This window comes from Nitratireductor lacus, assembly GCF_056431025.1.
Genome location: NZ_JBWKMB010000003.1, coordinates 228279 through 241199, shown reverse-complemented (window position 1 = coordinate 241199; position 12921 = coordinate 228279). Strand labels below are relative to the sequence as shown.

11 protein-coding genes, 1 pseudogene and 1 other annotated feature are annotated in these 12921 nt (G+C 62.9%); of the genes and pseudogenes, 10 read left to right on the top strand and 2 right to left on the bottom strand.

What is annotated here, in order from left to right; genetic code table 11:
• Nucleotides 1-38: 38 nt before the first annotated feature.
• The 9 genes from AC07E3_RS04245 to AC07E3_RS04205 all read left to right on the top strand — a co-directional run bounded on the left by AC07E3_RS04245 (nucleotide 39) and on the right by AC07E3_RS04205 (nucleotide 9710).
• Entirely contained in the window at nucleotides 39-371 is a 333-nt protein-coding gene (locus AC07E3_RS04245) for an ArsR/SmtB family transcription factor (RefSeq protein ID WP_478360392.1), read from the top strand.
• Between the two features lie 11 nt (nucleotides 372-382).
• On the top strand, nucleotides 383-892 hold the full coding sequence (locus AC07E3_RS04240; protein ID WP_478360391.1) for an arsenate reductase ArsC: 510 nt from the start codon (nucleotides 383-385) through the stop codon (nucleotides 890-892).
• Between the two features lie 9 nt (nucleotides 893-901).
• The gene (gene arsB, locus AC07E3_RS04235) at nucleotides 902-1981 is read left to right on the top strand and encodes an ACR3 family arsenite efflux transporter (RefSeq protein WP_478360390.1); all 1080 of its coding nucleotides are present in this window, start codon (nucleotides 902-904) and stop codon (nucleotides 1979-1981) included.
• Nucleotides 1982-1992: 11 nt separating this feature from the next.
• A complete protein-coding gene (gene arsC, locus AC07E3_RS04230; RefSeq protein WP_478360389.1) occupies nucleotides 1993-2391 on the top strand; it encodes an arsenate reductase (glutaredoxin) in 399 nt (132 codons plus the stop codon).
• Between the two features lie 59 nt (nucleotides 2392-2450).
• Nucleotides 2451-3845: a DHA2 family efflux MFS transporter permease subunit gene (locus AC07E3_RS04225; protein ID WP_478360388.1), complete on the top strand. Its 1395-nt coding sequence runs from the start codon at nucleotides 2451-2453 to the stop codon at nucleotides 3843-3845.
• 160 nt (nucleotides 3846-4005) lie between these two features.
• Complete coding sequence (locus tag AC07E3_RS04220) at nucleotides 4006-5808, top strand: DEAD/DEAH box helicase (protein WP_478360387.1); 1803 nt, start codon at nucleotides 4006-4008, stop codon at nucleotides 5806-5808.
• Between the two features lie 69 nt (nucleotides 5809-5877).
• Nucleotides 5878-5933, top strand: a sequence feature (sul1 is cis-regulatory element that is thought to sense ions involved in sulfur or methionine metabolism; They are found in Alphaproteobacteria).
• Nucleotides 5934-6005: 72 nt separating this feature from the next.
• Complete coding sequence (locus tag AC07E3_RS04215; RefSeq protein ID WP_478360404.1) at nucleotides 6006-7490, top strand: SulP family inorganic anion transporter; 1485 nt, start codon at nucleotides 6006-6008, stop codon at nucleotides 7488-7490.
• Between the two features lie 111 nt (nucleotides 7491-7601).
• Complete coding sequence (locus AC07E3_RS04210; RefSeq protein ID WP_478360386.1) at nucleotides 7602-8456, top strand: universal stress protein; 855 nt, start codon at nucleotides 7602-7604, stop codon at nucleotides 8454-8456.
• An 87-nt stretch (nucleotides 8457-8543) separates the two neighbouring features.
• Nucleotides 8544-9710 (top strand): diphosphate--fructose-6-phosphate 1-phosphotransferase, encoded by a 1167-nt coding sequence (locus AC07E3_RS04205; protein WP_478360385.1) that lies wholly within the window; start codon nucleotides 8544-8546, stop codon nucleotides 9708-9710.
• A 127-nt stretch (nucleotides 9711-9837) separates the two neighbouring features.
• Here the strand turns inward: AC07E3_RS04205 and AC07E3_RS04200 are convergent.
• Nucleotides 9838-10139 (bottom strand): annotated as a pseudogene (locus AC07E3_RS04200) (alkylphosphonate utilization protein).
• A gap of 111 nt (nucleotides 10140-10250) precedes the next feature.
• The gene (locus tag AC07E3_RS04195; protein WP_336070119.1) at nucleotides 10251-11132 is read right to left on the bottom strand and encodes a LysR family transcriptional regulator; all 882 of its coding nucleotides are present in this window, start codon (nucleotides 11130-11132) and stop codon (nucleotides 10251-10253) included.
• A 145-nt stretch (nucleotides 11133-11277) separates the two neighbouring features.
• Here AC07E3_RS04195 and AC07E3_RS04190 point away from each other — a divergent pair, with 145 nt between their 5' ends.
• On the top strand, nucleotides 11278-12774 hold the full coding sequence (locus AC07E3_RS04190) for a CoA-acylating methylmalonate-semialdehyde dehydrogenase (protein WP_065818072.1): 1497 nt from the start codon (nucleotides 11278-11280) through the stop codon (nucleotides 12772-12774).
• The last annotated feature ends 147 nt before the right edge of the window (nucleotides 12775-12921 follow it).

The following is a 12921-nucleotide window of genomic DNA, read 5'->3' as shown; positions in this document are numbered from 1 at the left end:
AACACTTTAATATATCGATAAATCCGGATATTTCGATAATGCAGAGAACCGAAGCCATAGACGCTCTCGCCGCGCTCGGTCAGGAGACCCGGCTCGATGTGTTCCGCCTGCTCGTCAAGGCAGGGCCGGAGGGGCTGCCGGCGGGCGAGGTCGCGGTGCGGCTGGGTGTCGTGCAAAACACCGCCTCCGCGCATCTCAAGGTTTTGGCACAGTCGGGCATGATCCGAGCCGAGCGGGAAGGACGCGTCATTCGCTACTCCGCCGACATGACCGGCTTCCGCGATCTCCTCGCCTTCCTCATGGAAGACTGCTGCAACGGAAACCCCGAACTGTGCCGCCCCGCCATCGAGGCGGCGACCTGCCATTGCTAGGAGGCGAGACCATGCGTGATCAGCCCTTCAACGTGCTCTTTCTGTGCACCGGGAACTCGGCCCGCTCGATCCTCGCTGAAGCCATCCTGAACCGCGTTGGCGCAGGCCGCTTCAACGCTTACTCGGCGGGCTCCCAGCCGCGTGGCGCGGTGCATCCCTATGCGCTGGAACTGCTGGAGCATATGAACCACGACGTTACCTTCGCACGTTCGAAAGACTGGGTAGAGTTTGCAACGCCCGATGCGCCGAAGCTGGATTTCGTCTTCACCCTTTGCGATAGCGCCGCCGAAGAGGCCTGTCCGGTCTGGCCGGGCCAGCCGATGACGGCGCACTGGGGCCTGCCGGACCCGGCGGCAGCCACCGGCACCGAGGCCGAAAAGCATCTGGCCTTTGCCGACACCTATCGCATGCTCAACAACCGCATTTCCATTTTCACGGCGCTGCCGCTCGCCTCGCTCGACCGGCTTTCCCTGCAGCGCCGCCTAGATGATATCGGCCGCACACGGGCTCACTCCGAATAGGATTCACTGATGACCGACCATATTCTGAACCACAGTGACGCCCCGGCGGGTGGCATCGGCTTCTTCGAGAAATACCTGTCCGTGTGGGTGGCGCTCTGTATTATCGCAGGCATAGCGCTCGGCAATCTGGTCCCGGGCGTGTTCGGTTTTCTCGCTTCACTCGAATACGCCTCGGTCAACCTGGTCGTCGCCGTTCTCATCTGGGCGATGGTTTTTCCGATGATGGTCAATGTCGACTTCGCGAGCCTCAGCCATATTGGCGACCGCCCCAAGGGGCTTGTCCTGACGCTCGCCGTCAACTGGCTCATCAAGCCCTTCACCATGGCAGCCCTTGGCGTTCTGTTCTTCGAATATGTTTTTGCGCCGTGGATCGAGCCCGCCGATGCGCAGCAATACATTGCCGGCCTCATCCTTCTGGGTGCAGCACCCTGCACGGCGATGGTTTTCGTGTGGAGCCAGCTCACCCGGGGCGACGCCACCTACACGCTCGTGCAGGTCTCTCTCAACGATGTGGTGATGATCTTCGCCTTCGCGCCCATCGTCGCTCTGCTGCTCGGCGTGACCGACATCGCCGTGCCGTGGGAGACGCTGCTTCTGGCCACCGGCCTTTATGTGGTGATCCCGCTTGTCGCCGGGTTCCTGACCCGGAAATGGCTGACCGCCCGCGCCTCGGGCGCGGAGGCGCAAAAGGCGGTTGCGGATTTCACCGCTTCGCTGAAACCCGTTTCCGTGATCGGCCTTCTGGTCACTGTGGTGCTGCTCTTTGGCTTTCAGGGGCATGTCATCGTCGAGCGGCCGATCCTGATCGTGCTGATCGCGGTGCCGCTCCTGATCCAGTCCTATGGCATCTTTTTCCTGACCTATTTCGCGGCCCGCATCTGGAAAGTGCCGTTCAATGTCGCCGCGCCCTGCGCCCTTATCGGCACGTCGAACTTCTTCGAGCTTGCCGTCGCCGTCGCCATCAGCCTGTTCGGCTTGAATTCCGGCGCGGCACTTGCCACGGTGGTCGGCGTTCTGGTCGAGGTGCCGGTGATGCTGTCGCTGGTGGCCTTCGCCAACCGCACCCGAGACTGGTTTCCCACGAGCTGAGCGAGACAAACATGACCGTCACCATCTATCACAATCCCAAATGCGGCACCTCGCGCAACGTGCTGGCCATGCTTCGCGAAGCCGGCGAGGAGCCACAGGTGATCGAATATCTCAAGACCCCGCCCGGCCGCGAAAAACTGGTGTCGCTGATTGCCGCCATGGGCGTGTCGCCACGCGCGATCCTGCGCCAGAAGGGCACGCCCTATGACGAGCTTGGCCTTGGCGAAGACAAGTGGAGCGACGATGAACTGATCGACTTCATGGTCGCGCACCCGATCCTGATGAACCGCCCCATCGTGGAAACCCCGCTTGGCACAAAGCTCTGCCGCCCGTCTGAGACCGTGCTGGAGCTCCTGCCGGAGGGCGCGGTGAAAGCGTTCACCAAGGAAGACGGCGAGGTGGTGCGGTAGCAGGCTGCGACGTGATCGCGCGTTGACTTCAGCTCCGGGCCGGTTGAGAGTTCCGGCCCGTGAGCACGGATCGCAAGACACCGCCGCCGGCCATCCCCGCGCGGATATGGAAGATCGCCGCCGTCACCGGCGCCGGCGCCTTCATGGCGATGCTCGATTCCACGGTCGTCAATCTCGCGCTCGAAACGATACGGGAAGATTTCGCCACCACGCTGCCTTTGATCCAGTGGATTGCCACTGGGTATCTGGTCGCGCTGGCAATCTCCCTTCCGGCCGCCGCCTGGCTCGGAAACCGTTTCGGCTATGGCCGCCTTTGGGCGTTCAGCCTTGCGGGGTTCACGGGCGCATCGGTGCTCTGCGCCATCGCGCCCGGGCCGTGGTCACTGATCGCCGCCCGTTTTCTTCAGGGGCTGGCCGGTGGTCTCATGGTGCCGGCGGGACAGGCGATCATCGGCGCAACCGCAGGCCCCAGGCAGCTTGGCCGCATCATGGGCGCGCTTGGCCTTGTCGTTGCGCTGGGACCGGCCATCGGCCCGGCGATTGGCGGGCTCCTGCTCGATCATGCGTCATGGCGCTGGCTGTTCTGGATCAACGTTCCGGTCGGCGTTGCAGCGCTTCTTTTCGCAAAGGGGCTTGTGCCAGCCGGCGACCGGGACGAGACGCGGCATCTCGATATTGCGGGCCTGCTTCTGCTCGGCGCCGGGCTGCCGCTCTTCCTCTATGGCGCCACCGAATTCGGTGCCGAAGGCCTCACACGCACCAATCTTGTCTGTGTCGTCGCCGGCCTCGTCCTCGTCGCAGGTTTCGTCGCAAACGCCACACGTGCGCGGCCACCCCTTATCGACCTCGCGCTTCTGCGGAGGCCGGTCTTTGCCACGGCCACGCTCACAACCGGCCTGACCGGTGCCAACATGTATGGCGGGCTCCTGCTTCTGCCGCTTTACCTCCAGGTGATCGCGGCCCGCGACACGGTGGAGACCGGATTTCTGCTTTTGGCCATGGGGCTCGGCAGCGCTCTGGCCCTGCCGGTCGGCGGCGCGCTGACAGACCGTTTCGGCGCGGGACGGGTAACGCTTGTCGGCGCACTAGCGCTCCTCCTGAGCACCTTGCCCTTCCTTCTGCCCACGCCGCTCCCGGCCCTGTGGCTGGCACCGCTTCTCGTCGTCAGGGGCATCGGCATGGCGCTTGGCCAGATGCCGGCCATGACGGCTGCCTACGCCGCCGCGCGCAAGGAAGAAATGGGCGATGCGGCAACGCTGGTCAATATCGTGCAGCGTGTCGGCGGTGCGGTTGGTGCTGTCCTGATCGTCGTCCTTCTCGCCCATGCGGATGGTGCCAGGGGCTATTTCAATGCGTTCGTGACGCTCTCAATCGTCTCGGCGGCCACCATGCTTCTCGCCCTGGTCATGATGCGCCTGACGGCGCGAGACGAGCGCGAGGCCGCTGCCGGCTGAGCGTTCGAAGCAAAGGGAATTTGACACCCCCCGCTGTACATTTGCCTCAGACACGCGTAGTAGGGCGCAAAAGCGTTGGTGAAATCGCCGCGCTGCGCGCCCTCCAGACCATCTGCCACAGACGATCTCACAAAGCGCGCTCATTTCCGAAAGAAGATGAATGACCGAGTTCGAAGGCATTGTGCCAGCGCTTGGCCGGGCGTTGGACAAGCGCGGCTATACCGAATTAACCCAGGTTCAGAAGGCTGTTCTGGAACTGGAACCTGAAGGCGCCGATGCGCTTGTTTCCGCGCAGACAGGCTCCGGCAAGACCGTCGCCTTCGGCATCGCGCTGGCGCCAAGCCTGCTTGACGGCGCGGAAAGCTTTGATCGTGCCGCCGCCCCGCTCGGCCTCGCCGTTGCGCCGACGCGCGAACTGGCGCTTCAGGTCAAGCGCGAGCTGGAATGGCTTTACGCCGAAACCGGTGCCGTGATTGCCTCCTGCGTCGGCGGCATGGACATCCGCACCGAGCGCCGCGCGCTGGAGCGCGGTGCCCATATCGTCGTCGGCACACCCGGCCGCCTGTGCGACCACATCCGCCGCAATGCGCTCGACATGTCGGACCTGCGCGCTGTCGTTCTGGACGAGGCGGACGAGATGCTCGATCTCGGCTTCCGCGAGGATCTGGAATTCATTCTGGATGCCGCTCCCGCCGAGCGCCGCACGCTCATGTTCTCGGCGACCGTCTCGCGCACCATCGCCAATCTGGCGAAGAATTATCAGCGCGATGCAGTGCGCATCACCACGGCTGCCGAGCAGAAGCAGCATGGCGACATTGAGTATCGCGGCTTCCTTGCCATTCCGCAGGAGCGCGAGAACGCCATCATCAACGTGCTGCGCTATCATGAGGCGCGCAATGCGCTGGTGTTCTGCAACACGCGCGCCACGGTCAACCATCTGACGGCGCGGTTCAACAATCGTGGTTTCTCGGTCGTGGCCCTCTCGGGCGAGCTCAGCCAGAGCGAGCGCACCCATGCGCTGCAGGCCATGCGCGACGGGCGCGCCCGTGTCTGTGTCGCGACGGATGTTGCTGCCCGCGGCATCGACCTGCCCAATCTCGAGCTCGTGGTTCATGCGGATCTGCCAACCAATTCCGAAACGCTGCTGCACCGCTCTGGCCGCACCGGCCGTGCAGGCCGCAAGGGTGTCAGCGCGCTCATCGCTGCGCCCAATGGTCGCCGCCGGGCCGAGCGCCTTCTGCGCGATGCCAAGGTGCGGCTTGAGTGGACAAGCCCGCCCTCCGCTGAAGAGGTTCTTCAGCGCGATGACGAACGCCTGATGGCTGATCCGCACCTCGAAGACCCCATTCAGGAAAACGAGGGAGACTTCGTCAAAGCGCTTCTTGAGAAGCACGGGGCCAAGCAGATTGCGGCGGCCTTTGTCCGGCTTCACCGCGCAAAACTCTCTGCGCCGGAGGATGTCACGGAAGTGACCATCCAGGATGGTGGCGGCATGCGCGAGGAGCGCGCGCCGCGCCGTGAGGAATTCGACGAGAGCGTCTGGTTCTCGCTGTCGGTTGGCCGCAAGCAGAATGCCGAGCCACGCTGGCTCATCCCGCTTCTGTGCCGCGCGGGCGAGATCACCAAGCGTGAGATCGGCGCGATCAAGATGCAGCAGGACGAGACCTTCGTTCAGCTCGATGCCGCCTGTGTTGACCGGTTTCTTGCCGCGATCGGCCCGCAGGCCGTTCTGGAGCGCAGCATCCGGGTTGTGCAATTGGACGGAGCGCCTGATTTCGCAGCGCGCAGCAGCGGGCCAAAACCCTTTGCCGGAAAGCGCAGGCCGGCCGGCAAGCCGCACCGCAAGGGCGGCGAATGGCGCGACGATGCCAAGCCATGGGCGAAGAAAGACGGCAAACCCGGCAAGCCGAAATTCGCCAAGCCCGCTGGCGGCAAGAAGAAGGCGCGCAAGAAGCCGGACTGACGCAAGCCCCTTCAGGAGACGAACAATGTTGCGCCGCAGCATCATCCGGGTTAAACACCGCGCATCCGCTTAGGACCCGGTGAAACTCCGGGTGGCTCTGCCGGCCGCTGATCCGCCGGCGCAACCTCGATCGTTTCTGTCTTTCCCGGCCGCAGAAGCCTGTCGGCGGTTGGGAGGTCATGTCTCCTGAAGGTTCCATGTTCTCGCTTTCCCATTACCGTGACGAATGGTTCGGCAATATTCGCGCCGATCTCCTTTCCGGCCTCGTGGTCGCGCTTGCGCTCATCCCCGAAGCCATCGCCTTTTCCATCATTGCCGGTGTCGACCCCAAGGTCGGGCTCTACGCCTCCTTCTCCATCGCCGTCATCACCGCCATTGCCGGTGGCCGGCCGGGCATGATCTCCGCGGCGACCGCCGCCACGGCCGTGCTCATGGTCACGCTGGTCAAGGAGCATGGGCTGCAATATCTGCTCGCCGCCACGGTGCTGGCCGGCCTGTTGCAGATCGGGGCGGGGCTCTTGAAGCTCGGCCATCTGATGCGCTTCGTCTCGCGCTCGGTCATGACCGGCTTTGTCAACGCTCTGGCGATCCTGATCTTCATGGCGCAGCTGCCCGAGCTGATCGGTGTGCCGAACCTCACCTATGTGATGGTCGCCGCCGGCCTTGCCATCATCTATCTGTTCCCGCGCCTGACCAAGGCGATCCCGTCGCCGCTCATCTGCATCATCGTGCTCACCACGGTGTCCATCGCCTTCGGCCTTGATGTGCGCACGGTGGGCGACATGGGCGAGCTTCCCTCCACCTTCCCGGTCTTCCTCATTCCGGACATTCCGCTCAATCTGGAAACGCTGCAGATCATCCTGCCCTATTCGGCGGCGGTGGCAGCGGTTGGCCTTCTGGAATCGCTCATGACAGCCTCGCTGGTGGATGAGCTCACCGACACGCAGAGCAACAAGAACCAGGAATGCGTCGGACAGGGTCTTGCCAACACCGCCACCGGCTTTATCGGCGGTATGGCCGGCTGCGCCATGATCGGCCAGTCGATGATCAATGTGAAATCCGGCGGGCGCGGGCGTCTTTCCTGCTTTGTCGCCGGTGTCTTTCTCCTGTTCATGATCGTGCTTCTGGGCGACTGGGTGCGGCAGATCCCGATGCCCGCACTTGTCGCCATCATGATCATGGTCTCGATCGGCACCTTCTCATGGTCGTCGATCAGGAACCTGCGCGAGCATCCGCTCTCCTCCTCCGTGGTCATGCTCGCCACGGTCGTCTGTGTGGTGGCAACCCACAATCTCGCCATTGGCGTGCTGGTCGGCGTGCTTCTCTCCGGCATCTTTTTCGCCGGCAAGATCGCTCAGATCTTCCGCGTCACCTCCACCCTTTCGGAGGATGGGCGTCAGCGCACCTACCGTGTCGAGGGCCAGCTCTTCTTCGCTTCCGTCGAGGATTTCAACGCTGCTTTCGACTTTAAGGAAGGGCTGGACAAGGTCACCATCGATGTATCGCGCGCGCATATCTGGGACATTTCCAGTGTTGGCGCACTGGACATGATCGTGCTCAAATTCCGCCGCGACGGTGCCGAGGTGGAAATCGTCGGCATGAACGAGGCCAGCGAAACCATCGTCGACAGGCTCGGCATTCACGACAAGCCGGGCGCGCTTGAGAAGCTGATGGGTCACTAGATCGCCGTGCGTCCTTTCGGACGCACAAAGGACGATCTAAATTTTTGATTGAGCATCGGTATTCCCGAAAACCGGATTCCACTTTTCGGCCCGATGCTACAGGGGAAATAGATGTCAAAGATCACCGCATTCATCGACGGCTCCATCTATTCGCAGAGCGTCTGCGAACACGCGGCATGGATCGCCGGAAGGCTCGAAGCCTCCGTGGAGCTTCTCCACGTCCTTGGCCGCCGTGAGACGGGCAGCGCCCCGTCGGATCTCTCCGGTAACATCGCGCTTGGCGCGCGGTCATCGCTTCTCAAGGAGCTGTCCGAGCTTGACGAGCAACGCGCGCGCCTTGCCATGAAGCGCGGCCGTGCAATCCTCGAAGATGGCGAAGCCGCCGTGCGCGCCGCCGGCATTGAAAAGGTCTCGGGCCGCATTCGCCATGGCGATGTGGTCGAGACGGTGGCCGAAGTGGAGGAAGGTTCCGATCTTCTGGTGATCGGCAAGCGCGGCGAGGCGGCGGATTTTGCGAAGCTGCATCTGGGCTCCAATCTCGAGCGCGTGGTGCGGTCGAGCCACCGCCCGGTCTTCGTCGCCAACCGCGCCTTCAAGCCGATCGACAAGGTGCTCGTCGCCTATGATGGTGGTGCGAGCAGCATGAAGGCGGTGGATGCCATGGCGCGCTCGCCGCTCTTCGCCGGCCTGTCCGTCAAGCTTCTCACGGTGGGAAGCGACACCAGCGAGGCGCGCAACCGGCTCGCCGATGCCGAGGCCGTGTTGCGCGGCGGTGGCATCGAGGCGACAAGCGAAGTGCTGCCCGGTCAGCCCGAAACGGTCATCTCCGAGCGCGTCGAGAGCGAGAATTTCGGTCTGCTCGCCATGGGCGCCTACGGCCACTCGCGCATCCGCAGCCTGATCATCGGCTCGACGACGGAGGCGATGCTGCGCTCCTGCAAGATTCCGGTCATGCTCTTCCGCTAATCCTGCATGCGGGCACGGCGGCTCTTTTCAGCGTCGCGCCCGCCATGCCATGAATGGCAGACCCGGATTGCAAGGAAAGAGCGAACCATGGCCGAAACCTTCGTCATCGCCCAGGGCGGCGGTCCCACCGCCGTCATCAACCAGACCGTTGCCGGTGCGACGCTGGAAGCCATGAAGCTCTATCCCGGCTGCCGGGTGCTCGGTGCGCTGCATGGCGTGCGTGGCATTCGCGACGGGCGCTTCGTCACTCTCTCCGATCTCACCGAGATCGAGCTTCGGCGCATCGCTGCGACGCCGAGTGCCGCGCTCGGCTCCACCCGCGACAAGCCCGACGCGGCCTATTGCGAAGAGATCATGAAAGGTCTGAAGGAAGTCGGCGCCGACGCCTTCATCAACATTGGCGGCAACGACACGTCGGGTACACAGGCCATTCTGCGCGATGCATCGGGCGGTGGCATGACCTTCATGCACGCGCCAAAGACCATCGACAACGATCTGATGGAAAACGACCACACGCCGGGCTTCATCTCGGCGGGCGAAATGGTCGCCGGCGCCTTTCTGAGCATCGATCTCGATTTCCGCGCTCTGCCCGGTGTCTATGTGGGCATCGTCATGGGCCGCCATGCGGGTTTCCTGACAGCAGCCGCTGCCGCCTGGGCGCTCGATGAAGAAAGCGGCCCGCATCTCGTCTATGTGCCCGAACGCGCCTTCGAGCGCGGCCGCTTCATCGAGGATGTCAAGGCCACGGTCGCCCGCCACGGGCGCTGTGTCGTGGCCATGTCGGAGGGGGTCTCCGATGCCGATGGGCGCTCGCTCATCGAAACGCTGGTGCCAGCCGAGATGCAGGAGCGTGATGCCCACGGCAATCTCAAGCTCTCCGGCAGCGATCTCGGTCAGGCCATCGAGCGCATTCTGGCCGAGGATCTTGCCGGCCAGCGCGCCCGCGTCGACACGTTCGGCTATCTGCCGCGCGGCAACATCGCCACGACCAGCGAGACCGATGCGCGTGAGGCTTTCGAGGCCGGCGCCTTCGCTGTCCGCTCGGTGGAAAAGGGCGACGGATCCGTCGCGCTTCAGTTCGATGGCGAAAGGACGGTGTGCCGTCTGGTCGATCTCGATGCCGTTGCCGGCAAGACGCGCCACATGCCCGAGACCTATCTCAAACCGGATGAAAACCGTCTTTCAGACGAGGGCCTCGCCTATCTGCACCGTCTCCTGCCGCGCCGCTACGATCCGGCAAGGCCGTTTGTGTAAGCTTCGCTTTCTTGGAACGTGTCGCGCTTGCGTTGGGGCTTCGAAGGCCTACAGCGCCGCGCGTCTTATAAGACGCGCAAAGGACGCTGTAACACTTTCAAATGAATTCATTTGAAAGCGACATGCATTAACGTTTGCGCACGAATTCCGTGCGCAGCACAAGACCCTTGATGCCTTCGTGACGGCAGTCGATCTCTTCCCTGTTGTCCGTCAGGCGGATCGTCTTAATCACGGTGCCCCGCTTCAGCGTCTGGCCCGCGCCCTTCACTTTCAGGTCCTTGATCAGCGTTACGGAATCGCCATCCGCCAGCGGATTGCCTCAGCGTCGACGACCGCACTGCGCTGCGCCTCAAGGGCGGCCATTTCCGAGGCCGGCATCCATTCGCCGGTCACGTCGTCATACACATACTCGTCATTGCTGTCGGTCATATCGTGCCTTTCCTGTGCCGTGCTCCGGCATGTCTGCAATCGGTTCCATAGCCCACGCATACGACCTTGGCCACCTCCGTGCGGAGTTGGGAGGCAACAGGCAGACAGCCGTCAGCAGAAGAGATGCCGCTCCCTGTCCACCAGCTCGCCGATGAAGGCTGACGTCACCTGAATGCGGCGCGTCGGGCGCATGGATTCGTGATAGACCGTCCAGTAGCTGCGACGGATCGGTTCGGCCCAGTCGAGTGCGATCAGCTCTTCATCCCCGCGCGCGATAAAGGTGTGCAATATGCCAATGCCCGCGCCGGAGCGCACCGCTTCCACCTGGCCCATGGCTGAGGAAACGGCAAAGTCGGCAGTCCAGTTTTCCGAGATTTCAGCGGCGTAGTCGAGCGTCGGGCTGAACACGAGATCGGGCACATAGCCAACAAGCCGATGACGGCCAAGGTCGGCGGCACGCTTCGGCAGATCGTGTTTCCTGGCATAGGCGCGGGAAGCATAGAGCCCGAGCGTGTAATCCACCAGCTTGGCGGCCACAAGCCGGCCTTCCGTTGGGCGGTCCACCGTCACGGCAATATCGGCCTCCCGGCGCGATAGCGAGAGCGAACGGGGAACGGGCACAAGCTGTACGGAAAGTCCCGGGTGCCGCTCGGTCAGGGCGCCGAGTCGCGAAGCGAGGAAAGCCACGCCGAAACCGTCCGGCGCGCCGATCCGCACCGTGCCGGTCACATCCTCGCTTTCGCCGGCGATTTCCGCCCGCGCGGCGATCATGTCGGCTTCCATGCGCTCGGCGGTTGCCAGCAACTGCTCGCCCGCGGCCGTGAGTTCGGTTCCGGTGGTCAGTCGGTGAAAGAGCTTTGCCCCGATGGACACCTCCAGTGCCGCCACGCGGCGAGAGACCGTCGCATGGTTGAGTCCGAGCCGCTTCGCCGCGCCAAGAATCTGCCCGGCCCGCGCGACGGCCAGAAAAACGCGCACATCGTCCCAATTCAATCGACCCTCCCATGCTCGATATTTTTCGCACGCGACATTTTATTTCGACTTTATTTTTTGCACAACGGTTGCTGTGCGTGTCACGTTGCAAATCCGGGAGCGAGTAGAGAGAATGGCGCCAACTTCAAAATCAGGGAGAAGTCTTATGGAGGATTTCGGTCACTTCATCGGCGGTAAGCATGTCGCCGGAACGAGCGGGCGCAGTCAGGACGTCATGCAGCCCATGGATGGCACGGTGCGCTGCAAGGTTGCTCTTGCCAGCGCCGCCGAAGTGCGCGCTGCGGTCGAGAATGCGAAAGCAGCACAGCCCGGATGGGCGAAGACCAATCCACAGCGCCGCGTGCGCGTGCTCATGAAATTCCTTGAACTCGTGCACCGCGACTATGACGAGCTTGCCGAGCTTCTCGCCCGCGAACACGGCAAGACCATTCCCGATGCCAGGGGCGATATTCAGCGCGGGCTCGAAGTGGTCGAGGTGTGCATCGGCGCGCCGCACATGATGAAGGGCGAATACACCGAGGGCGCGGGCCCGGGCATAGACGTCTATTCCATGCGCCAGCCGCTCGGCGTGGTGGCGGGCATCACGCCCTTCAACTTCCCGGCCATGATCCCGCTCTGGAAGATCGCGCCGGCCATTGCCTGCGGCAACACTTATGTGCTGAAGCCTTCCGAGCGCGATCCGGGTGTGCCGATGCGCATTGCCGAACTGTTCCTCGAGGCGGGTTTGCCCGAGGGGGTTCTCAATGTCGTCAATGGCGACAAGGAAGCGGTCGATGCGCTTCTCGACGATCCGGACATCAAGGCTGTCGGTTTCGTGGGCTCCACGCCGATCGCGCAATACATTTACAGCCGCGCCACCGCCAACGGAAAACGCGCGCAGTGCTTCGGCGGTGCGAAGAACCATCTTATCATCATGCCGGATGCCGATATGGATCAGACGGTCGATGCGCTGATCGGTGCCGGTTACGGCTCCGCCGGCGAGCGGTGCATGGCCGTTTCGGTGGCTGTGCCGGTCGGCAAGGAGACGGCCGACAGGCTGGTTGAGAAGCTCATCCCGCGTGTCGAGAGCCTCAAGGTCGGTCCCTCTACTGATGCTTCTGCCGATTTCGGCCCCCTCGTCACCCAGCAGGCGCTGGAGCGCGTGAAGGGGTATGTGGACCTCGGCGTCAAGGAAGGCGCGAAGCTTGTCGTCGATGGCCGCGATTTCAAGATGCAGGGCTATGAGAACGGCTACTATATGGGTGGCTGCCTCTTCGACAACGTCACGAAAGACATGCGCATCTACAAGGAAGAGATATTCGGCCCGGTGCTCTCCGTGGTGCGCGCCAACACCTATGAAGAAGCGCTCGCGCTGCCGAATGACCATGAGTTCGGCAATGGCGTTGCCATCTTCACCCGCGACGGTGACGCGGCACGTGATTTCGCAGCCCGCGTGGATGTCGGCATGGTGGGTGTGAATGTCCCCATTCCAGTGCCGATTGCGTATTATACTTTCGGAGGATGGAAGGCGTCCGCTTTCGGCGATCTGAACCAGCACGGGCCGGATGCGTTCCGCTTTTACACCAAGACCAAGACGGTCACCTCACGCTGGCCTTCAGGCGTGAAGGATGGTGCGGAATTCGTCATTCCGACAATGAATTAGGCGGATTTCCGCCTCTTTTCTCCAGCGTTTCGCAAGGCCCGCATCTGCATACGATGCGGGCCTTTTCTCTGTTGGTGTGGATGAAGCCGTTTTGTTCTTTTTTGTCTAAAACTTGCAATATTGATGCGAGTTTACCGTAAATTCCGA

Coding starts and splice junctions, on each gene's coding strand:
- AC07E3_RS04210 (WP_478360386.1), top strand. CDS start 7,602: ATGTCAAAGATCACCGCATTCATCGACGGCTCCATCTATTCGCAGAGC.
- arsB (WP_478360390.1), top strand. CDS start 902: ATGACCGACCATATTCTGAACCACAGTGACGCCCCGGCGGGTGGCATC.
- AC07E3_RS04205 (WP_478360385.1), top strand. CDS start 8,544: ATGGCCGAAACCTTCGTCATCGCCCAGGGCGGCGGTCCCACCGCCGTC.
- AC07E3_RS04190 (WP_065818072.1), top strand. CDS start 11,278: ATGGAGGATTTCGGTCACTTCATCGGCGGTAAGCATGTCGCCGGAACG.
- AC07E3_RS04245 (WP_478360392.1), top strand. CDS start 39: ATGCAGAGAACCGAAGCCATAGACGCTCTCGCCGCGCTCGGTCAGGAG.
- AC07E3_RS04215 (WP_478360404.1), top strand. CDS start 6,006: ATGTTCTCGCTTTCCCATTACCGTGACGAATGGTTCGGCAATATTCGC.
- AC07E3_RS04240 (WP_478360391.1), top strand. CDS start 383: ATGCGTGATCAGCCCTTCAACGTGCTCTTTCTGTGCACCGGGAACTCG.
- arsC (WP_478360389.1), top strand. CDS start 1,993: ATGACCGTCACCATCTATCACAATCCCAAATGCGGCACCTCGCGCAAC.
- AC07E3_RS04220 (WP_478360387.1), top strand. CDS start 4,006: ATGACCGAGTTCGAAGGCATTGTGCCAGCGCTTGGCCGGGCGTTGGAC.